The organism is Pseudomonas lurida (assembly GCF_002563895.1).
Taxonomy (GTDB): Bacteria; Pseudomonadota; Gammaproteobacteria; order Pseudomonadales; family Pseudomonadaceae; genus Aquipseudomonas; species Aquipseudomonas lurida.
Map to the genome: position 1 here is coordinate 143,581 of NZ_PDJB01000001.1, position 18,910 is coordinate 162,490.

At 55.3% G+C, this 18,910-nt stretch carries 15 protein-coding genes and 1 pseudogene; 6 read left to right on the plus strand and 10 right to left on the minus strand.

Features of this window, described 5'->3' with window-relative positions:
* Window positions 1-41 precede the first annotated feature (41 nt).
* Together ATH90_RS00695 and ATH90_RS00700 are read left to right on the plus strand one after the other, a co-directional pair.
* Window positions 42-584 carry a hypothetical protein gene (locus tag ATH90_RS00695; RefSeq protein ID WP_098465504.1) on the plus strand — a complete coding sequence of 181 codons (543 nt, stop codon included), beginning with the start codon at window positions 42-44 and terminating at the stop codon, window positions 582-584.
* On the plus strand, window positions 581-1,006 hold the full coding sequence (locus ATH90_RS00700; RefSeq protein WP_098465505.1) for a hypothetical protein: 426 nt from the start codon (window positions 581-583) through the stop codon (window positions 1,004-1,006). Before ATH90_RS00695 ends, ATH90_RS00700 begins: the two co-directional genes overlap by 4 nt.
* 187 nt (window positions 1,007-1,193) lie before the next feature.
* Here ATH90_RS00700 and ATH90_RS00705 read toward each other — a convergent pair whose 3' ends face one another.
* From ATH90_RS00705 to ATH90_RS00725, 5 genes and pseudogenes are all read right to left on the minus strand, one after another.
* The gene (locus ATH90_RS00705; RefSeq protein ID WP_098465506.1) at window positions 1,194-2,855 is read right to left on the minus strand and encodes a hypothetical protein; all 1,662 of its coding nucleotides are present in this window, start codon (window positions 2,853-2,855) and stop codon (window positions 1,194-1,196) included.
* Window positions 2,856-3,171: 316 nt separating this feature from the next.
* Window positions 3,172-4,782 carry a recombinase family protein gene (locus ATH90_RS00710; RefSeq protein ID WP_098465507.1) on the minus strand — a complete coding sequence of 537 codons (1,611 nt, stop codon included), beginning with the start codon at window positions 4,780-4,782 and terminating at the stop codon, window positions 3,172-3,174.
* Between the two features lie 37 nt (window positions 4,783-4,819).
* A pseudogene (locus ATH90_RS00715) lies at window positions 4,820-5,374 on the minus strand (STN domain-containing protein); the annotation flags it as partial.
* 106 nt (window positions 5,375-5,480) lie between these two features.
* Entirely contained in the window at window positions 5,481-6,461 is a 981-nt protein-coding gene (locus ATH90_RS00720) for a FecR domain-containing protein (RefSeq protein WP_098465508.1), read from the minus strand.
* A complete protein-coding gene (locus tag ATH90_RS00725; protein WP_052211060.1) occupies window positions 6,458-6,973 on the minus strand; it encodes a sigma-70 family RNA polymerase sigma factor in 516 nt (171 codons plus the stop codon). Before ATH90_RS00725 ends, ATH90_RS00720 begins: the two co-directional genes overlap by 4 nt.
* A 279-nt stretch (window positions 6,974-7,252) precedes the next feature.
* Here ATH90_RS00725 and ATH90_RS00730 point away from each other — a divergent pair, with 279 nt between their 5' ends.
* Window positions 7,253-9,133 (plus strand): methyl-accepting chemotaxis protein, encoded by a 1,881-nt coding sequence (locus ATH90_RS00730; RefSeq protein ID WP_098465509.1) that lies wholly within the window; start codon window positions 7,253-7,255, stop codon window positions 9,131-9,133.
* A gap of 31 nt (window positions 9,134-9,164) precedes the next feature.
* Here ATH90_RS00730 and ATH90_RS00735 read toward each other — a convergent pair whose 3' ends face one another.
* From ATH90_RS00735 to ATH90_RS00755, 5 genes are all read right to left on the minus strand, one after another.
* Window positions 9,165-9,626 carry an SRPBCC family protein gene (locus tag ATH90_RS00735; protein ID WP_098465510.1) on the minus strand — a complete coding sequence of 154 codons (462 nt, stop codon included), beginning with the start codon at window positions 9,624-9,626 and terminating at the stop codon, window positions 9,165-9,167.
* 19 nt (window positions 9,627-9,645) lie between these two features.
* Window positions 9,646-13,017 carry an amino acid adenylation domain-containing protein gene (locus ATH90_RS00740; RefSeq protein ID WP_098465511.1) on the minus strand — a complete coding sequence of 1,124 codons (3,372 nt, stop codon included), beginning with the start codon at window positions 13,015-13,017 and terminating at the stop codon, window positions 9,646-9,648.
* Window positions 13,014-13,961 carry a diiron oxygenase gene (locus ATH90_RS00745; RefSeq protein ID WP_098465512.1) on the minus strand — a complete coding sequence of 316 codons (948 nt, stop codon included), beginning with the start codon at window positions 13,959-13,961 and terminating at the stop codon, window positions 13,014-13,016. The genes ATH90_RS00740 and ATH90_RS00745 overlap by 4 nt, the downstream gene beginning before the upstream one ends.
* Complete coding sequence (locus ATH90_RS00750) at window positions 13,958-14,716, minus strand: DUF3050 domain-containing protein (protein WP_098465513.1); 759 nt, start codon at window positions 14,714-14,716, stop codon at window positions 13,958-13,960. Before ATH90_RS00750 ends, ATH90_RS00745 begins: the two co-directional genes overlap by 4 nt.
* Window positions 14,717-15,086: 370 nt before the next feature.
* On the minus strand, window positions 15,087-15,785 hold the full coding sequence (locus tag ATH90_RS00755) for a GntR family transcriptional regulator (RefSeq protein ID WP_034101821.1): 699 nt from the start codon (window positions 15,783-15,785) through the stop codon (window positions 15,087-15,089).
* 330 nt (window positions 15,786-16,115) lie between these two features.
* On the opposite strand from ATH90_RS00755, the gene ATH90_RS00760 reads away from it, so the two are divergent.
* The 3 genes from ATH90_RS00760 to ATH90_RS00770 are packed head-to-tail and all read left to right on the plus strand — an operon-like array spanning window position 16,116 to window position 18,901.
* A complete protein-coding gene (locus tag ATH90_RS00760) occupies window positions 16,116-17,009 on the plus strand; it encodes a TauD/TfdA dioxygenase family protein (protein WP_034101822.1) in 894 nt (297 codons plus the stop codon).
* A 13-nt stretch (window positions 17,010-17,022) separates the two neighbouring features.
* Entirely contained in the window at window positions 17,023-18,048 is a 1,026-nt protein-coding gene (locus ATH90_RS00765) for an ABC transporter substrate-binding protein (protein ID WP_034101823.1), read from the plus strand.
* A 1-nt stretch (window position 18,049) separates the two neighbouring features.
* Window positions 18,050-18,901, plus strand: a complete 852-nt coding sequence (locus tag ATH90_RS00770; RefSeq protein WP_098465514.1) for an ABC transporter ATP-binding protein — start codon at window positions 18,050-18,052, stop codon at window positions 18,899-18,901.
* Window positions 18,902-18,910 lie beyond the last annotated feature (9 nt).

Below are 18,910 nucleotides of genomic sequence, written 5' to 3' on the forward strand. Positions count from 1 at the left end.
TAAATAAGGGGCTTTTCTATAGCGATAATTTAGAGTTAATTATGAAAAAGAGCATAGTCGCCCTTGGCCTTTTATTGTCTCTTTCAGAGTCAGCGTTCTCTGCGTGCAGTGACCGATATTATTACTACCGTCCAACTCTTACCGTTACTGCCGTCAAGTCTTGGCAGATTTACGAAGAAAGAGAGTTTATAAATAGCATAGAGGTGGCGGATATAACTCGGATGGTGAAGTCCTGCGGCCCAGCAATTGGAGGCAGGAAATATAATTTTCTGGCACAGGTCAATATCATTGTACCTGCCAATTTTTACAAGTTAAGCAAGCCTTTGTATAACCAGGCCAATATCCGGTTGCCGAATGGCGTGGACGGTGGAAAAGGGGCGTATATCGACATACCACGAACGCCTTCGCCTGCTAGCGAACAGGCTCAATACACCGGTGAAGTTACTAGCGGCGGAAATGTCGGAATGGTTTTGGTTTATTTAGTGCGTGAAGGCGTTGATGAGCTTAAAACTCCCGACTGGTACTACAAGAGAAATAAGTACCTTCAGAAGAGTGGTTATTCATTTACAGAGTATAAGCGATGAGAAAAGTCGAAAAAACAGAAGGGATTATTAAAGCCCGTTATCATGACGATGAAAAGAAATGGAAAGATTCGGCAGGAAATACGAGCTACAGCGAACAAGATGCAAGACTGACAATAGAAAGCGAAATCACTAACCGAGAGAGCAAGGGGATCAATACTCTTCGCCCCAGTGATGGTGTTGCCATGATTATCGCTGTGTTCGGGCTTGTATTATTGGGTGGCGGCGCGATCATGGGGTTGAGCAGGCAACCTTTAGTCGCTATGGCGTGTGCAGTAGGCTTCGTTTTAGGATGTTATTTGTTCTTCAAGTTTTTTATGGGGACGATGCCATCTTTCCGTACAAAAGTGTATTTGGGGTTGGTCGCTCTTTTCCTGATCTCAAATTGGTTGCTTGGTAAGCACTTCGATTTTAAACTGATTTAGATTGGCTATAGTGATGAGGGCTATTAACCTTGGTTGGTAGCGCGTATGCTTAATGATGGAAAATAATAAGAAAAAATAGTTATTGAAGAGATTTATTGAAAAAATATGTTATGGTATTTGTATTGCCAATCTCTTTAAATATCAAAAGCGCAATATGAGAAGCCACCTTTAAGGTGGCTTTTTATTATCATGGCTTTATTAGTCGTTTAATGTCTCTCGGTCTTGGAAGGTCTGGCAGTGAATCGCTATGGTTATCTAAAATATCTAAGTGATGATCTATCTCATGATCGGCTTGAGTAGTAAATATTTTATCGTATGTTTTGTCGTTTTCTTCGATCCGTGCATAGGCTTGCCTAGCCTTCTCTAGGTGTAGGTCTTGCACAGCTTTACGTTTTGCTGTGAAGAACTCTTCTAACCAACCTATAATCCCGTCTATCAAATCACTAAGATTTGTTTTAAATAATTTGAGTTCTTTGGTTTTCTGTTCAATTTCGGATTGGATTTTTGCGTATTCAGTATTTTTATTCGCTATTGTCTGCTTAAAATTATCTGTCTTTCGTTGATAAAATTGTGCTTGTTTTCGTTCTTCTGCGGTAGCAAGCTCAGCTTGCCGCTGCTGGCTTATAGCCTCTTTGGCTGTGTCAATTTGATGATCGGTGAATGCCTTAGCTTTTTGTGCCTTTTGGAAGGCTTCCTGCCTTTGCTGCTGGGCCTGTTTAGCTTCTTCTTTGGCACACTCCGCTTGCCGTTGAGCGCGCTCACGATCAACCCTGGCGAGCTCGTAAAGGTTAAAGACCCTTTCTGATTTAGGCTTTTTTGATTCGTTACGAATGTAGCGAAGCTTCTGCATATGTGCTTCGGTTTGCTCAACTTTTTTGGCTACATAAGGCGTCTGCTTTAGAAGCTCATTATTAGTATAAATATAAAACATGTCTTGTAAGTAGCCGAATAATAGCTGAGATTGTAAAAAATCTGGAGTTTCACTGATTGGGTCCGTTCCTGGACGATGCTTTTTTAGGTACGCGTTGACCTTTTTGATTTGCGTCTCACGCAAATCATAACGCTCGCTTTTGCTATTTTTAGTGGATATGAATAAGTGCGGGTGATCGCTATAATCCTGCTTGTCCTTGTCTTCGTCTCCATGTAGGACGATGAAATGAATGGGGTATTCAGGGAAAACAGCCTGGTAAAACCCCTTTATTAAATCTATCCGACTTTCCGGATTAATACCGGAGACTTCGTTTCTAGATGGAAATTTAAAAAAGGCTTCTTGAACGACCGCTTGGTTTTTTCTGATCAGTGCCTTTGGTCCGGACTCGATTTCATTATGACATTCAAGATATTGTTTGGCGGTATTCAGCTTCTGCTTTTTTCGTTGTATGTCGAACTGGGAAAGGTCAGACAGTAGCTGTTCAGTGTCGGCAATGCCTTTGACGTTCAATATTCGTTGAAAAGCGGTGATGCAAAATGCATCTGTTTCTTTCTTGCTGGAATTTTTGACTGAGTTCTTCAGCTTGGTCCTTAATTCGAGAAGCTTTCCTCTATCATTATTAACGACGGTTGGAGCTTCAGCCTCATTCGTTATTTTTGTGAGAAGAGCTTCCCTCTCTTCCTTTGAATAATCATCAAGTTTAACTATTCCGATTTCGGGCAACCAGATCAGGTTTAGGTGAGATTGATCGTCAATCCACTCTAATTTTTTGGGTTGACTGGTTGGAATACGCAAGGAGTGGCGCAGTGTCTTAAACAACTGACGACGGCCAGCGCTGCCACTGCTGGAATGCCTTTTGATTTCGTTTGTGTAGTTCAGTGTTTTGAATATCATTGATATTATTTTCTTATCATTCATTTTATCCTCATGCTAATTATTATTGAGAGCAGATGGCTTTTGATTCTGCCATTCCGGCCAGGAACCCGCGCTTATTACCGGAAGCGAAGCGTCTTTGCGCAGCAAAGTCTGGTGATAAGCCCAGCGGGTTAAACTATCTGACTGTATTGACAGTGTAACATTTGAGGATCAATGCTTTTGCTTTTAAGCTGGACTTGTTCAGCTTACCCGGATTTGTCCGGGGCGGTGCTTTTAGACTGGACTTGTCCAGTCCGATTTTTGCGTAACGGATCTAAAATGCAGAATTTTTAATTCTGTGTTTTAGGCCGTTGATAGCTCATCGTAACAAGGGGCCATTCAAGCTTTCGACAACATCTCCGGTCTTAGACGTTTTTATGGTGTCAATCAAATCATCACCAAGGTAAATCGAAATATTGAAATAACTCTTGTTGATCTGCTTGCAGATAACTTTTACTTTTTTTGACTTCAAGAAGTTATTTATTTTAATGCGACCTGATGGTGTAATTAACAGCCTGATTAACTCATGATTTAACACGTTTGACTTGATCGTTAGCTTAGACTCCAAGACTTCTCGCTCAAGCATTGTTTTTTTAGTGTTTAATGCATCTATTTCGAAGCTTATGGTATTGATATGGCTAATTAGCTTTTCATAGGCAGCACTGCTTGCTTTGTCCAAAACGGCCATGGTATTTTTCAAAGCTTGTTCTTTGCCTAGTAACTCACCTTGTACATCTTTTAATTGTTTTTCGGCTTTTTCTGTTAGCTTGCCTGTGGAGATCATTTCTTGCATTTGTATGGAGTGCTGATAGTCAAGAAAAATAGACGAGACCAGTTGATAGCTATAGCGCCCAATTCGTCCTGGTGTGATAGGGCAGTTTTTTGTTTCTGATGCTGTGCAAATTAGGTAGTGATACTGCTTTTTGATTCCATCGCTGGAATGGCTGCGGAGTGTTGATCCGCATTCGCAATAGGAAATCCCACGCAAGATATTATTGAAATCGCGTGGGTGTCTTCCTGCCAATGCAGGTGTGTGTCTTTCTTCAAGCTTGGCGCCGATCAAGTTGAATTCGGACTCACTGATAAGTGCAGGGTAGTAGTTTTTAATTTCTTGTTTGATAATTGTCCTTTTGCCATTGTCGTCTAGGTCGTAGGCGACATAGGAACCGTACAGCGCTTTTTGACGTAAAATTTTCGAAATGATACCAACGCTGTATTTTTTACTATGATCCTCTTTGTTTATCTGTGTAGCTGTTGCCAGGCATCCCACATCGAAGATTAGCTCCGTTGCCCTTTTTACTGCATGAGCATGTTCATTAAACTCAAATTTTCCATCGGTGTAGGTAAGCCAGAATGGACCGCGTTTGTTAATAATCTCGCCATTCTCCGCGCGTTTCAGGTTTCGAGTTTTCGCGTCCTTTGAACGCTCTGACTTTGAGCGGCTTTCGTCGCTTGCTCGTTCAAGTATATTTTGAATGAGGCTAATATCGGCGCTGCTGTCTTTTTTTCGCTTTGAATATAGGCGGTTATCGAACAACGTATAAATGGCACAATCGGATTGAATTATCGAAATGATAATTTCCAACGCGTCATATCCGCCCATTCTGGATATTCGGTCGAATGATTCAACGAGTAAAAGGGCATTGTCTTTAATTTCGTTTGCTTTCAAGCGGTTCAGAAAGTCAGCGAGCTTGCCAGTTTTTAGGTTTTTGCCTTTGAATGCGCTGACGCCAAGGTCTTCAAACCGTTCGACTTGGTTGGCAGCAGGGTATTGCTCAAAAAATTGATTAATCTGTTCAAGCTGGCGTTGTTCGCTAAAACCCAGGCTCTGCGCCTTGGTTGAGAAGCGAATATAGCTATAAACGTGGATCGGCTCGTCGATCTTGAATACGTCGCTGAAAGCTCTCGGAAGTGCCCTGGTATCGCTCATCAAAAACCTCTGCAAGCCTTGGAATACGGGGATTGTAGTCCATTTGACGAATATTGTGTCTCATGACCGAGACGGTTTGCGAGGTCTCCAGCAACGCCGTACTGGTCTTGGTGGCGATCTGGCTGTGAGTCGCGTTGTAGCCTTCCATGCTGCCCAGGGCATTACCCAGGGCGAACCCTTTGATATCGGTGGTCGGCAAAGTGAGGGCGCTACGGTCCGGTAGCGCCTGCAATACGAAGCTGACGCCATCTGCGGAAACCGCCTGCAAACCAGAGCCACCGAGCAAATGATTCAGCCCCTGCTCAGCAGAGTAGTCGCCCTGCAACCCGGGCGACGCCCGGCCCTGGGTCTGTGCAGGTGTACTGGACAGCGTGATACCCGCCTGGCGGGCAAACTGATTGAGCACGTCGCTCAGCGCGCCTGCCGGAAGGTCGAAGCGCTGATGAATCTGCTCTGTACCGTCTTGTGCGGCCATACCGGTAATCGGCACAACGCCGATACCCATTGCCGTGGACAGCAAAGCTGCACGTACGGCTTTGCTCAATAACGGGTAGGAAGAGTCGGGAGAATTGCGGAGAAAACGCACAGTCATGGTCAAGGTCCGTAGAGGCCGGTGAAGGCAGATTGAAAGGCTTACTGTCTAAGCCGGGCTCACGGAGAAAAGCCGCCAGAAATATCGGGTGAAAAATATGAAAAAATCAGGCCGACCGCTCCAGGCTTACCCACCAGCGCGTGCGATAGCGCACCTGTACGGGTAATGTCTGCGGCAGGATGGCCAGCAATGTGTCGGTGTCCTCCAGGCGAAAAACCCCTGACAGCCGCAAGTCTGCGATGTCTGCGGAGCAGCCCAGATAACCATGCCGATAACGCCCTACTTCCGAAAGGAAATCCGCAAGTCGCATGCCCCGAGTAACGATCAGCCCATCGGCCCATGCGCCGACATCCATGTTCAACGGGGCCGCGAGGGTGGCTTGGGTCTGACGCACGAGGTAGTTTTCCCCTGCGTGGACCTGAAGCGATAGCCCATCCGCCCCGTGCGGTGTGTGGATCGCCACGTTACCGCTGAGCACGCTCAAGCGCGTGCAGTCGCTGTCCTGACGCACAGCGAAACGTCCGTCGATACCTTCAAGCAAGCCATGGCGTGTTTTAACCAATAAGGGCGCCGACGCGGCACCGCACGTCACCAGGATTTCTCCGCGCACCAGCGTAATCAGGCGCTGCTGTGGGTTGAAGTCCAGGTCGACTGCGCTGTCAGTGTTGAGTTGCAGGCGGGTGCCATCCGGCAATTGCACGCTGCGCCGCTCACCGGTGGCGGTCGCAAGATCGCTGGTCCAGCGTTGCCAGCCGATCAGGTCGCGGCTTATCCAGGCCGCCGAGCTCACCAGCATCACACCGGACAGCAACTTCAACGCCTGTCGCCGCCCCAAGCCCTGGGCGCTGTTCTCCAGCGTCAGTCGCGCGCCGGGAACTGCCGCCAACTGGCCACTCAATTCTTGTTGCAATGCTTGAACCCGCTGCCAGGCCAACTCGTGGTCATGGTGGGCTTCGCGCCAGTCTTCACATTGTGCCTGTAGCCGCCGGTTAGCCCGGTTGTTACGCAAACGCAGCATCCAACTGATGGCCTGCTTGACCACTTGGGGGTCGGGACCTGCGCGCGTGGCATCATCCAACGGCGTCATGTTTGATAGCGCAGAACGTAGCAGTGATAGAGCGCCTCGCAGATATAGCGCTCCACCGATCGCAGTGACACGCCCATTTGCTGGGCGATCTGTTTGTACGCCAGCCCGTCGCACTGGGCCAACAGAAATGCCCTGCGCACCTTAGGCTTGAGTCCGTCCAAAAGACGGGAAATGTCTTCCAGCAACTCCAGCACCAATGCGCGCGCCTCTGCGCTGGGAGCCAGTGCCTCGGGCAGGTGGGCGATGGACTCGAGATAAGCGCGTTCAATTTCTTCACGTCGCCAGTGATCGATCACCAAGCCCCGCGCGATGGTGCGCAAAAAAGCGCGAGGCGCCTTGAGTTCGAAGCGTTCGGTCTTTTGCAGCAGGCGCACAAAGGTGTCTTGTGCCAGGTCAGCTGCATCGGCGGCATTGCCCAGGCGACTGCGCAGCCACGCGTTCAGCCAGTTGTGATGAGTGCTGTAAAGCGTCTGCACAACACTTTCACACGGCGAGTACTCAGAGGATCGCATGCACACGGGCTCGGCCAGACGTCACAAATGATAATTAGTCGCATTGTCTGGAAGCCTGAAAGAATTTGCAACTCTGAATCGTAGGCACTTACCGCCGGTCGGTTTCCTACGTAAAAAGAGGACGAGTCTCACAAATTTCTAAGATTTGCCAAGGTTTGGCCGAAAGCCTGACGAGCCATGCGTGCACCGAAATAGAGCGGCCTGAGAGTCCGCCTATCGCGTTACATGGAATGTTCCACTCGGCACGCTCACCCCCCTTTGGCAAAAGAAGTCGATGAAATGAATCTCAAGTTCAGTCATAAAATTCTGTTGGCCGCGTCAGGCGTCGTGGTTCTAGCCTTCGCGTTATTCACGCTTTACAACGACTACCTGCAGCGCAGCACCATCAAGCAAAACCTGGACTCCTCCATCCAGCAATCCGGTGAGCTCACCGCCAGCAGTGTGCAGAACTGGCTCAGTGGCCGTATTCTGGTCCTCGAAAGCCTGGCGCAAAACGTTGCCCATCAGGGCAGTGGTGCAGACCTTCCTGGACTGGTCGATCAACCCGCGTTTACCGCGAATTTCCAGTTCACCTATGTCGGCCAGACCAACGGCGTGTTCACGCAGCGCCCGGACGCGAAGATGCCCGATGGCTACGACCCGCGTCAGCGCCCCTGGTACAAGCAAGCCGTAGCCGCGGACAAAACCATGCTTACCCCGCCTTACATGGCTGCGGTGGGTGGGCAGATCGTGACCATCGCCCTGCCGGTGAAAAAGAACGGCGAACTGCTGGGCGTAGTCGGCGGCGACCTGAGCCTGCAAACCCTGGTGAAGATCATCAACTCGGTGGACTTTGGCGGCATCGGCCATGCGTTCCTGGTCAGCGGCGACGGGCAGGTCATCGTCAGCCCCGACCAGGACCAAGTGATGAAAAACCTGAAGGACATCTACCCGGGCACCAGCGTGCGCATCGAGAAGGTCAGCCAGGATGTGGTCCTCAACGGCCAGGATCGCATCTTGTCTTTCACCCCGATCAGCGGCTTGCCAGGGGCGGATTGGTACATCGGCCTGTCGATCGACAAAGACAAGGCCTACGCACCACTGGGTGAATTCCGTACCTCAGCGTTGATTGCCATGGTGATCGCCGTGGTGGCGATTGCGGTGCTCTTGAGTCTGTTGATCCAAGTATTGCTGCGACCCCTGACCACCATGGGCGCTGCCATGCAGGACATTGCCCAAGGCGAGGGCGACCTGACCCGCCGCCTGGACGTCACCAGCAAGGACGAATTCGGCGAGGTCGGCAGTGCGTTCAACCAATTCGTTGAGCGCATCCACGCCTCCATTTCCGAAGTGTCCTCGGCAACACGCCAAGTGCATGATTTGTCCCAGCGCGTGATGGCCTCGTCCAACGCCTCGATCATCGGCTCTGACGAGCAGAGTGCCCGCACTAACAGCGTGGCCGCCGCGATCAACGAACTGGGTGCCGCCACTCAGGAAATCGCGCGTAATGCTGCCGATGCTTCGCAGCACGCCAGTGGTGCCAGCGAGCAGGCTGACGATGGGCGCAAGGTGGTGGAGCAAACGATCCTGGCGATGTCGGAACTGTCGCAAAAGATCAGCCTGTCCTGCACCCAGATCGAGACCCTGAACGCCAGCACCGACAATATCGGCCACATCCTTGATGTGATCAAAGGTATCTCCCAGCAAACCAACCTGCTCGCGCTCAACGCCGCAATCGAAGCCGCGCGTGCCGGGGAAGCCGGCCGTGGGTTTGCCGTGGTCGCTGATGAAGTGCGTAACCTGGCCCACCGCACGCAAGAGTCGGCTGAGGAGATCCACAAGATGATCACTTCGCTGCAAGTGGGTTCGCGTGAAGCGGTGACCACCATGAACGCCAGCCAGACGTCCAGCGAAGAGAGCGTCGAGGTGGCCAACCAGGCGGGTGAGCGATTGATCAGCGTGACGCAGCGTATTGTCGAGATCGATGGCATGAACCAATCGGTCGCGGCCGCCACCGAAGAGCAGACTGCCGTGGTGGAAACACTCAATGTCGACATCAACCAGATCAACCTGCTGAACCAGCAAGGCGTGGCCAACCTCAACGAAACGTTGAAGGACTGCGATGCGCTGTCCCAACAGGCCAGCCGTTTGAAACAACTGGTCGACAGTTTCAAGATCTGAAGCTGAATGAATAGGAGCGAGCCCCTCGCTCCTATCGTTCAAGCATCTGGCGCACATTCGCCAGTGCGCTGTCGGCGAATGTTTGCACGAATTCTTCAAACGCTGCCGGGGCCATTTCAGCGGCCTCGCCGATCAGCGTCCAGGTTGCCTTGGCACCGCCTGATCCAAATGCTTCCACGCGCATTGCCGCCCACAATCGAGCCACGCCCAATGTGTTGTAGATCGTGGTCCATGTCATGCACATCGCATGGTCGTCGTGGCTATTGAGTTGCTCCACGACCCGATGACCATCGTGAAAAAACTTGGTGCGCAAGGCGCCCACGCCCTCACCCATCATTTCGACGTGTGACAGGGCCGGAATAAAGGCGTCAAAGCCTGCAAAGCGACCCACCAGACCCCACAGACGAGCGGCGTCGCAGTTGACGGTGACACAGGCCACTATGGGTGTGCCGGTTGGGTTGCGAATCAATGTATCGGGTTGCAGCGATGTCATGAAATTGTCCTGAAGCCGTTCAAAGAAAGCGGATAGCCTTGAGGTAGTCGCAGCCCCGTTGCAGCAGCGACGGGCTCTTCTCGGGGTAGTCAGCGCCCATTTCCTCAACCCCCCGGCGTGCGTTGTCGCAGTGGATCATTGAGGTATTGCCAATGTCCTCGCCCAGCCCCTCCAGGTAAAAACCCAATACGCCAAACAGCGCGTTTTCGTGGCCTACCGTTCGCAGTGCTCGTTGCCAGCGCGCGACACTGACCCGCTCGAAGGCGTAGCCCGCCTGGCTGTACGCATCGAGATAGTGGTCCCAGCTCAAAGGCCTTGGGTTATGCAGGTTGAACACAGGTCGCTGCGCGTCAAAGCGGCCGCAGTGGAACGCCACAAACCCAGCAAAGAAGTCCACAGGCATCAGGTCGAAGTTGATCTCCAAGCGCGGCACCAGGCCCAGTTGCAGTGAGCCCTTGAGCATCAGCATCAAGCGGTTCTTCTGCGGTTGGCAAACACCGGTCCGACTGTTGAAGCTGATGTTGCCCGGGCGGTGAATGTTCACCCAGGAGCCTCGTGCCACCGCGTGCCCCAGCCAGCGTTCGGCGACCCACTTGGACACGTTGTAGCCATTCTTGATGTAGATCGGCAGGGCGCTTGTCGCAGGCACTTCGAGCACATGGCCCTCGGCGTCGATGCTGCTGCATGCCGACAGCGTCGAGATGAAGTTGAGTACTTTTTTGCAGTGCGTTTCACACAGGCGCAGGCATTCGAGCACAGGGTCGACGTTGTCCTTGGCCAACGAGGCGTAGTCCATCACGTGATTGACCCGTGCCGCGTTGTGCACCAGCACACCGTAGTTCCGGGCAAGATCCTCATAGGTGTCACCTGCCAGGCCCAGGTTTGGCTGGCTGATATCCGCGGCATAAACCTGCACCCGGCTCATGTCCAGGTGCTCAAGACGGTGCTCGCTCAATGCCTGGGTGAATCGCGCAGTGGCGGGCTGGCCCGGCAGTTCACGCACCAGGCATGCCACCTGCGTTGCGCCATTGGCCAACAGTGCCTCGACGATATGCACGCCGATAAAGCTGTTGGCGCCGGTCACTATCACGTTGTTGCGGTCTCCTACACGGTCCAAGGGGAGTACCTGCACAACCTCTTGCCGTTGTGCATCCCGAACCGCCTCGCCGGAGGGGGCAGCAGGCAGCGCACCCTTCTCCATCAGCAACGCGAGGGTACGAACCGTAGGTGTTGCGAAGAAGTGGTTCAAGGGCACGCTGCGGCCAAACTGCTCGCGAATGCGCAGCAGCAAAGTCGACAGCAACAGGGAGTGCCCACCGAGGTTGAAGAAGCTGTCATCAATCGACAGTCCTCCCACAGGCAACTGCAGCAACTCACGCCATAACGCCACCAGTTGCATGTGGAGGGATGTTTGCGCTGCCTGCCCGGCGCTAGCCGATGTCGGTTGGGTCGATAACGCCAGCAAGGCCTGGCGGTCCACCTTGCCGTTACTGGAGCAAGGCAAGCGAGGTCGCTCGTCCCACACGTCAGGCTGCAGGTAATCCGGCAACCACTGCCGTGCATGCTGCTTCAAATCGTTAAGCGTGGCGCCTGGTTCCGGTTGGGCGACGACACCACGAATCCTGCGTGCGGCATCAATCACCACCGCCACCTGGCGATACAGTCGGCTGTTGCGCAGGCACTGTTCGATCTCCAGGGGTTCGACCCTGATTCCACGGATCTTCACCTGTGCGTCCCGCCTGGCGCCCAACTCGATACCGTTGGCAGTCCACTTTGCGAGGTCGCCACTGCGATAGGCCCGCAAGGTCTGGCCATCCGGCAGGGACAGCGCCACGAAGGGGGTGTCGGGCGACTGCGCTGCATTCAAATACCCCAGGCATACGCCCGGACCGACGATGTACAGTTCGCCCATCACCTCGTCATCCACCGGTTGCAGGTTGTCGTCGAGGATCAGCACCTGGCTGTTGGCGATGGGGCGGCCCAGGTTGCGATTGCCATCCCCGGCTTGCAGGGTTCGATGGGTGACCAGCACCGTAGCTTCGGTCGGGCCGTAGAGATTGTGCAGATGGCATTCGCCTGCCAGACGTTCGATCACATAGGGCTCGCAGGCATCGCCTCCGGTGAGCAGGTGCGTCAAGCCCAGTGGTTGATCCAGCGGCAGGATGCTGAGCAGCGCCGGTGGCAGGAACGCATGGCTGATGCGCTGTTGGCGGATCAACTCGACCAGTTGCTGTGGGTCGCGACGTTGCGCCTCGCTGGGAATAACCAGCTCTGCGCCGGCGATCAGGCTGGGGAAAATATCCATCAGCGATGCATCGAAATTCACCGAGGCAAACTGCAGCACACGACTGTGTTCGCCCAGGGCCATTTGGCGGCCAAACCAGGTGCTGAAGTGGGCGAGGTTGGCCTGACTCAGCAGCACCCCCTTGGGCTGTCCCGTGGTGCCCGAGGTGAAGAGCACCATGCACGGTGCTTCAAGGTCTGCGGGCGGGCGCCGTGAAGGCCTGGCAGTGGCGGGCGGGCCGAGGGTGCACACATCCAATGAAACGAAGCGCTCACGCAATGGATGGCAACCGTTATCCAGTAGAACGCGGGCGCCTGCACTCTCCAGCATGGCCTGCTGGCGCTGTGGTGGGTGTTCCGGACCCAGTGGCAGGTACACTGCGCCGCAGCCGAGCACCGCGAGAATGCTGGCGTACAGCGCGACGGATTTTTCCAGGCAGACACCGACCACGGGTGGAGCCTCACTACCCTCCAGCAGCGGTTCCAGTTGCTCTTGGATGGCGAGGGCCCGAGCCTGAAGTTGCCGGTAAGTCGTCACGTTGCCCGCACTGTTCAACGCAGGCCGCTCGGCGAAGGTCAGAAGGCTGGCCTGCACGCGCTCGATCACCGGCACCTGGGCGGCCTGCAACAGGGCAGGGTCCGCCGTGCGATTGAATCGGTGCACAAACGCCAGCGCCTCCAGCACCTGCATGCCTTGCTCGGGCCACGCAGTGGCGCAGGCTTCTGTGGGCAAATACGCAGGGTCGCGTGCAACGCGGCTGACGTGCAAGGCAAACCAGTCGGCCAACACACGTGTCGCTTGCAGGCGCAATCGCTGGCCGTTCCCGCAGGGCACTTCAGGTAGGTCGAGCGCGGCAAGCAAGCGTCCGTTGCGGTCATACCCACGCAGCTGCACGGCGGGCAGTCCATGTGCGCCTAGAGGGCCGATGCCCAGGCGCAGGCTGATACGCGCGGTGCCGGCCAAGCGCGTCGGTACTGACAGGCTGCCGTCATCGACTACCAGGTCGGCGGCCTCATCCCCCAACCGATGCCCACACTGTTCAAGCACGTGCTTCAGGCTGTCCAGGGCGTGGCTGACACCGACCCAGCACATGGTCAGGCATCTCATGCTGCGCTCCCTGCCGGGGGCAAATAGTCGTCCAATGCCTGCGCCACGCTGGGTGTCTGCAGCAACCCGCTGTGGTGCAGAAAACGTGTGATGTTGCCTATCAGCGGGTGTTGGCGGGTGATGGGGAAATCCAGCGCGTTGATTTCTTCCCGCAGTGCATGGCGGATGATGGGGCTGACGTCCAGGTGTTCGATCAGTTGCAGGTCGAAGGATGTCTGCAGGTCGTTGGTCAGGTACTGGGCCAGGAATGTCGGCAGGACGAGGGCAATGCTGTCCCGATCCTGCGGGCTCGCCACCTGCCAGTAGAGGCGTACCAGGCGTGTCCAGAATTGTGCATGGCGCCCTTCATCCGACAGGTGATCGGCCATCATGCCGCGGACCGACGACTTGACGCTGTCGTCCTTGGCGAAGGCGGCCACATCATGGGTCACGGTGTTCTCGGCGATGGCCACGCCAATCAATTCAATGGCGTCGTGCAGGTGGGCCGGAGCCTGCGCCTGTGCCGCTGGCAGGGCACGGCCGAGTTCGATTTGCGTGGGCAGTTCGAGTGGCTGTATGCCGGTCATTTCGACGGTTTGCTGCAGGAAGTCCAGCGCGACCAGGGCATGGTAGTCCTCGTCCACCACGATGGTCATTGCGTCGTAGCGACAGGCGAGGGGGAAGGGCACGGCAAAGCGATTCTTGGCAATGCTGCGGGCGGTCTTGTCGACGATCTCGGTCTCGAAAATCACCACGTCGTTGATGAATTTGTAGAAGCTTTGCACCAGTACAAAGTCGCGCCATTGCGAGCAGTGTTCGAGAAACGTCGCGCACGCCACGAGTGGCTGGCGACACAGTGGGTAGATCAGGTTGTCGTCGTTCTCCAGCACGCGGCGAGGGCGTGTGCGGATGGTTGCACGGTGTTCCCAATCCTCGGCAATGGGGCGGTAGTCAGAGGCATTCATGGGCGCACCCTTTGCAACGAGGTCCGCACGGTGTCCCAGAAGCTGATGCGGTTTTCCAGGGCGTCGAGTGCGGCGCGCTCGGCTTGTTCCCTGCGGTTTGCATCGTTGCCGATCAGGCGTTGGAGCAACTGTTGCGCCCCTGGCTCATGGCCCTGGGTGTCCAACTCGATGTGACGCTTCAGGTAATGACCCAGGATGGGAGCCTGTCGGTTGATGAGCCCGCTGCCCTGCAACAGGCGTTCGAACATCGCCGGGATGACACTCTCACGGCCGTGCAGGAAGGTCGCGGCGACACAGTGAGTAGGCGCGTTGAAGGCGATGCGCAAGGTGCTCTCGACGAAGCGGGCCACGCCATGCGGTACATCGACCTGTTGCAAGGCCGCCTGGGCGTCGAAGCCTTGGCGTTGCAGCGAGATAAAGGTATCGATGGCGGCGGTGCTGGCACCCACCTCGAGCATCGCTTCCCGATACAGCTCAAAGTGGCTGCAGTAGCCGTGCTCCGGATGCTCGTCCGACTCCTCGCCCAGTACGATCTCGTTGATCAGGCGGGCGGCGTGTGGGTCGGTCGGGGGGAGCCAAGGCAGGCGCGCGCAGGTCAGGTCCTGTTGCAGGCGTTTGGTGAGGGTCATGAAATCCCATACTGCAAACACATGGCTTTCCATGAAACGTTGTAAGTTGCCGAGTGATGTTATTTCTTCAAATAACAAATGGCTGCAGAGTTGCTGTTTTTTTTGTTCAAGCAAAGTTGGGTACATGGTTGATGCCTATAAGTTGTCGCGACTGCTCGTGAAGCAGTGATGGCTTTTGCAGCCGGAAGTAGACAGGTGGAGTTCAACCGGGCCACGCGCAAGGCACGCCAAAAGCGTGGGCTGGCACGGTCAGTTGAAAGGCTTGATGATCAGCGGGAGATAATAATCGGGTTAAACGTTTGGATGAGCTTATAAGTGTATGAGATGTTTTTTCGAGAAGTTACGTGGGGTGAGTAACTTATTCTTTGAAGGTGGGAAGTTTCCCGAACAGCAGTGGGTTTATCTAATCAGGCTTTAACATCGGGGTCTATGACGCGGAGCGCTCCCTGATCAGTGGAGGCTCCGCAACGTAGGGGGCAGCGTTGCGGTGGGAAATCTATTTGCCGGTCGTTTCAAGGCCACTGAGATAGTGGGCGATCACTTCCATGCCCCGGGTCAGGTGATTGCGCAGTGTCAGGACGCTCTCTTCGATCTTCTTTTGCGCCACCAGGTTCAGCAGTTCCCGGTGATCTTCCTGGGAGGTTTCGCCCAGGCCCATCGCTTCAAGGTTGAAACGCAAAAAGCGCTCTTCTTCATTCAAGCCATGTTCGACCAGCTTGAGTAGCCGTTGGTTAGGCGCCTTGCCGTACAGGACCATGTGAAACAGTCGATTGAGGCGGCCGATCTCGGTGTAGTCTTTCTCCCGTTCCAGGGCATTGATATAGGCTTGCGCCTCGGCAATATCGTCTGCAGTCAGCAGCGGGGCCGACAAGCGCAGGGCTTCAGACTCCAGCAGCATGCGCAGGGCATAGGTCTCCGCCGAGTTGTCTTCGATCAGCGGCGCCACCACCGCGCCCTTGTGCGTCACCACATGCAGCAACGACTGTGCTTCGAGCTGGCGCAAGGCCTCGCGTACCGGCATGCGGCTGACACCGAACAGGCTGGCCAGTTCTTGCTGGCGCATGGCGGTACCGCACGGCAATCGACCATCGAGAATGGCATTGCGCAAGGTTTCTTCAATTACGGAGCGAGCAAGATGGGCGGGAATAGGACCGCTGATCTTGATGCTGTTCAAAGGGTTCGGCTTCTGCGTCACGGTTACGCTATCCTCCTTGTTACAATGGTTGGATAATTGGATCCAATGCACACTAGAGGCTGCCTGGCGGCTTGTCAAACGGCAAGGTTTTCGGCTTGTAAGCGGCTAAACACGCGGCTCTTGGCGCCCACATTGCGTTTCTGCGATGTCTTACAGCCTGGTGTCATGTTGCTATGAACTTAACGTTTCGCTTCGCCGATTTATCCCATGGCGCAGACCGGTGCCGAGTTTTCACCGCAACGTTCCCATCTATAGATATTCATTAACGGTATTTAAACCGCCGCTCTTATATCTATAAAGTCACTCTCCTGTCTGACCGGGAGTGAACTCATGTCCGCCGCCTCTACTGTTCCAACAGCGATCCCTACCGCCCAAACCTTCGAGATTCGCCCATTTCCCGGCAGCGTCGGTGCCGAGATCGTCGGCCTCGATTTGACCCGTCCGGTCAACGACGAAGATTTCGTGCGCATTCATCGCGCGCACCTGGACCATCATGTCGTGGTTTTCCGTGATCAACGTATCACTCCCGAGCAACAAATCGACTTCAGCCGTCGATTCGGCGTGCTGCAGATCCATGTGCTCAAACAGTTCCTGCTGGCCAACCATCCGGAAATCCTGATCGTCTCGAACATCATCGAAAACGGCCAATCCATCGGCTTGGGTGACGCGGGCAAATTCTGGCATTCGGACCTCTCCTATAAAGAACTGCCGAGCCTGGGCTCGATGCTGCACGCCCAGGAGTTGCCCTCTGAAGGCGGCGACACCCTGTTCGCCGACATGCACAAAGCCTGGGACCAATTGCCCGAGCACCTGCGCAAAGCCGTCGAAGGCCGCAGTGCTGCCCACTCCTACACCGCGCGCTACAGCGAAACCAAATTCGAAGGCAACTGGCGCCCCACGTTGACGCCCGAGCAGCTTGCCCAGGTCGCGGAAGTCGTGCACCCCATTGTGCGCACCCACCCGGAAAACGGCCGCAAAGCGCTGTTCGTCAGTGAAGGTTTCACCACCCGCATCGTTGGTCTGCCGGAAGACGAAAGCCGGGACCTGCTCGCCCAACTCTACGCACACAGTGTGTTGCCGCAGAACATCTACCGCCACCAGTGGCAGCCCCATGACCTGGTGTTCTGGGACAACCGTTCGCTGATCCACCTGGCTGCTGGCTGCCCTAGTCATCTGCGCCGCAAGCTGTTTCGTACCACCATCCAGGGCGACGCGCCTTTCTGATCGGAGCATGACCATGTCCAGGAACATTCCATTCGCACGGCTGGCCGCGACCGTCGGCCTGGGTGTCAGCCTCTTGGCCGGTAGCCTGGTTGCACCGGCCACCGCGCAGGCCGAAGGTGAGATCCGCATCGCCGAACAGTTCGGCATCGTTTACCTGCTGCTCAACGTGGTACGCGACCAGAACCTCATCGAGAAATACGGCAAGCAGGAAGGTATCGACATCAAGGTCGACTGGACCCAACTGTCTGGCGGCGCCGCCGTCAATGACGCGCTGCTCTCCGGCTCGATCGACATTGCCGGTGCCGGTGTCGGCCCACTGCTGACCATCTGGGACCGCACCCACGGCAAACAGAACGTCAAGGCCGTCGCTTCCCTGGGTAACTTCCCGTACTACTTGGTCAGCAACAATCCCAAGGTCAAGACCATCGCCGATTTCACCGAGAAAGATCGTATTGCCGTACCGGCGGTGGGCGTGTCGGTACAGTCGCGCTTCCTGCAATACGCGGCGGCCAAGCAATGGGGTGACAAGGAATTCAATCGCCTCGACAAGTACACCGTGGCCGTCCCGCACCCGGATGCCACCGCCGCGCTCATCGCAGGCGGCACCGAACTGACCGGACACTTCTCCAACCCACCGTTCCAGGACCAGGCCCTGGCCAACCCGAACGTGCATGTGGTGCTGAACACCTACGACCTGCTCGGCCCGAACTCGCCGACGGTGCTGTTCGCCACCGAGAAGTTCCGCAACGACAACCCGAAAACCTACAAGGCGTTCGTCGAGGCGTTGACCGAAGCGGCGCAGTTTGCCCAGAACGACAAAGGCGCTGCGGCCGATACTTACATCCGCGTGACCAAGGCCAAGATCGACCGCGCCGAGCTGCTTAAAATCATCGACAACCCGCAGTTCGAATTCAGCGTCACACCGAAAAATACCTACCCGCTGGCGGAATTCCTCTACCGCGTCGGCGCCATCAAGAACAAGCCTGAATCGTGGAAGGACTACTTCTTCCAGGACGCCAAGCCCCTGCAAGGAAGTTGAGATGAACGCGCCCTTGCAAGGCCACACGGCCAGCAACCTGCACACCGCCGGCCCTTTACTGGCGGTGGATAACGTCAGCCTGGAATACCGCACCCCCGAGCGCGTGGTCCGGGCCACCCACCAGGTGAGTTTCGAGATCGACCCAGCCGACCGCTACGTGCTGCTCGGCCCTTCGGGTTGCGGTAAGTCCACCTTGCTCAAATCCATTGCCGGGTTTATCAAACCCTGCGAGGGCGAGATCCGCCTGTTGGGGCAAAAGGTCGAGCAACCTGGCCCGGACCGGATCGTCGTGTTCCAGGAATTCGACCAGCTGCCGCCGTGGAAAACCGTCAAGCAGAACGTGATGTTCCCGCTGCTGGCCTCGAAAACCCTGAAGCGCGCCGAAGCCGAAGAACGCGCGTTGCACTACCTCGACAAAGTCGGCCTCACGGCCTTTGCCGACGCCTATCCACACACCCTTTCCGGCGGTATGAAAGCGCGTGTCGCCATCGCCCGTGCCCTGGCCATGCAGCCGAAAATCCTGCTGATGGACGAACCCTTCGCCGCCCTCGACGCCCTGACCCGGCGCAAGATGCAGGAAGAGCTGCTGTTGCTCTGGGAGGAGGTGCGTTTCACCCTGTTGTTCGTTACCCACTCCATCGAGGAAGCGTTGGTGGTGGGCAATCGCATCCTGCTGCTGTCGCCCCATCCCGGGCGCGTGCGTGCCGAAATCCACAGCCATCAATATGACCTGCACAGCCTCGGTGGCGTGGAGTTCCAGGCGTCGGCGCGGCGCATTCATCGCCTGCTTTTCGATGAAGCGCCCGAGGCCGAACGTGAGTTGGGTTTCGCCGATATCCGCATCGCTTACTGAAGGGACAAC

What these genes read in the sequence shown, in the direction of transcription:
- ATH90_RS00695 (WP_098465504.1), top strand. Translation starts at nt 42, where the DNA reads ATGAAAAAGAGCATAGTCGCCCTTGGCCTTTTATTGTCTCTTTCAGAG.
- ATH90_RS00700 (WP_098465505.1), top strand. Translation starts at nt 581, where the DNA reads ATGAGAAAAGTCGAAAAAACAGAAGGGATTATTAAAGCCCGTTATCAT.
- ATH90_RS00705 (WP_098465506.1), bottom strand. Translation starts at nt 2,855, where the DNA reads ATGAATGATAAGAAAATAATATCAATGATATTCAAAACACTGAACTAC.
- ATH90_RS00710 (WP_098465507.1), bottom strand. Translation starts at nt 4,782, where the DNA reads ATGAGCGATACCAGGGCACTTCCGAGAGCTTTCAGCGACGTATTCAAG.
- ATH90_RS00720 (WP_098465508.1), bottom strand. Translation starts at nt 6,461, where the DNA reads ATGACGCCGTTGGATGATGCCACGCGCGCAGGTCCCGACCCCCAAGTG.
- ATH90_RS00725 (WP_052211060.1), bottom strand. Translation starts at nt 6,973, where the DNA reads ATGCGATCCTCTGAGTACTCGCCGTGTGAAAGTGTTGTGCAGACGCTT.
- ATH90_RS00730 (WP_098465509.1), top strand. Translation starts at nt 7,253, where the DNA reads ATGAATCTCAAGTTCAGTCATAAAATTCTGTTGGCCGCGTCAGGCGTC.
- ATH90_RS00735 (WP_098465510.1), bottom strand. Translation starts at nt 9,626, where the DNA reads ATGACATCGCTGCAACCCGATACATTGATTCGCAACCCAACCGGCACA.
- ATH90_RS00740 (WP_098465511.1), bottom strand. Translation starts at nt 13,017, where the DNA reads ATGAGATGCCTGACCATGTGCTGGGTCGGTGTCAGCCACGCCCTGGAC.
- ATH90_RS00745 (WP_098465512.1), bottom strand. Translation starts at nt 13,961, where the DNA reads ATGAATGCCTCTGACTACCGCCCCATTGCCGAGGATTGGGAACACCGT.
- ATH90_RS00750 (WP_098465513.1), bottom strand. Translation starts at nt 14,716, where the DNA reads ATGTACCCAACTTTGCTTGAACAAAAAAAACAGCAACTCTGCAGCCAT.
- ATH90_RS00760 (WP_034101822.1), top strand. Translation starts at nt 16,116, where the DNA reads ATGTCCGCCGCCTCTACTGTTCCAACAGCGATCCCTACCGCCCAAACC.
- ATH90_RS00765 (WP_034101823.1), top strand. Translation starts at nt 17,023, where the DNA reads ATGTCCAGGAACATTCCATTCGCACGGCTGGCCGCGACCGTCGGCCTG.
- ATH90_RS00770 (WP_098465514.1), top strand. Translation starts at nt 18,050, where the DNA reads ATGAACGCGCCCTTGCAAGGCCACACGGCCAGCAACCTGCACACCGCC.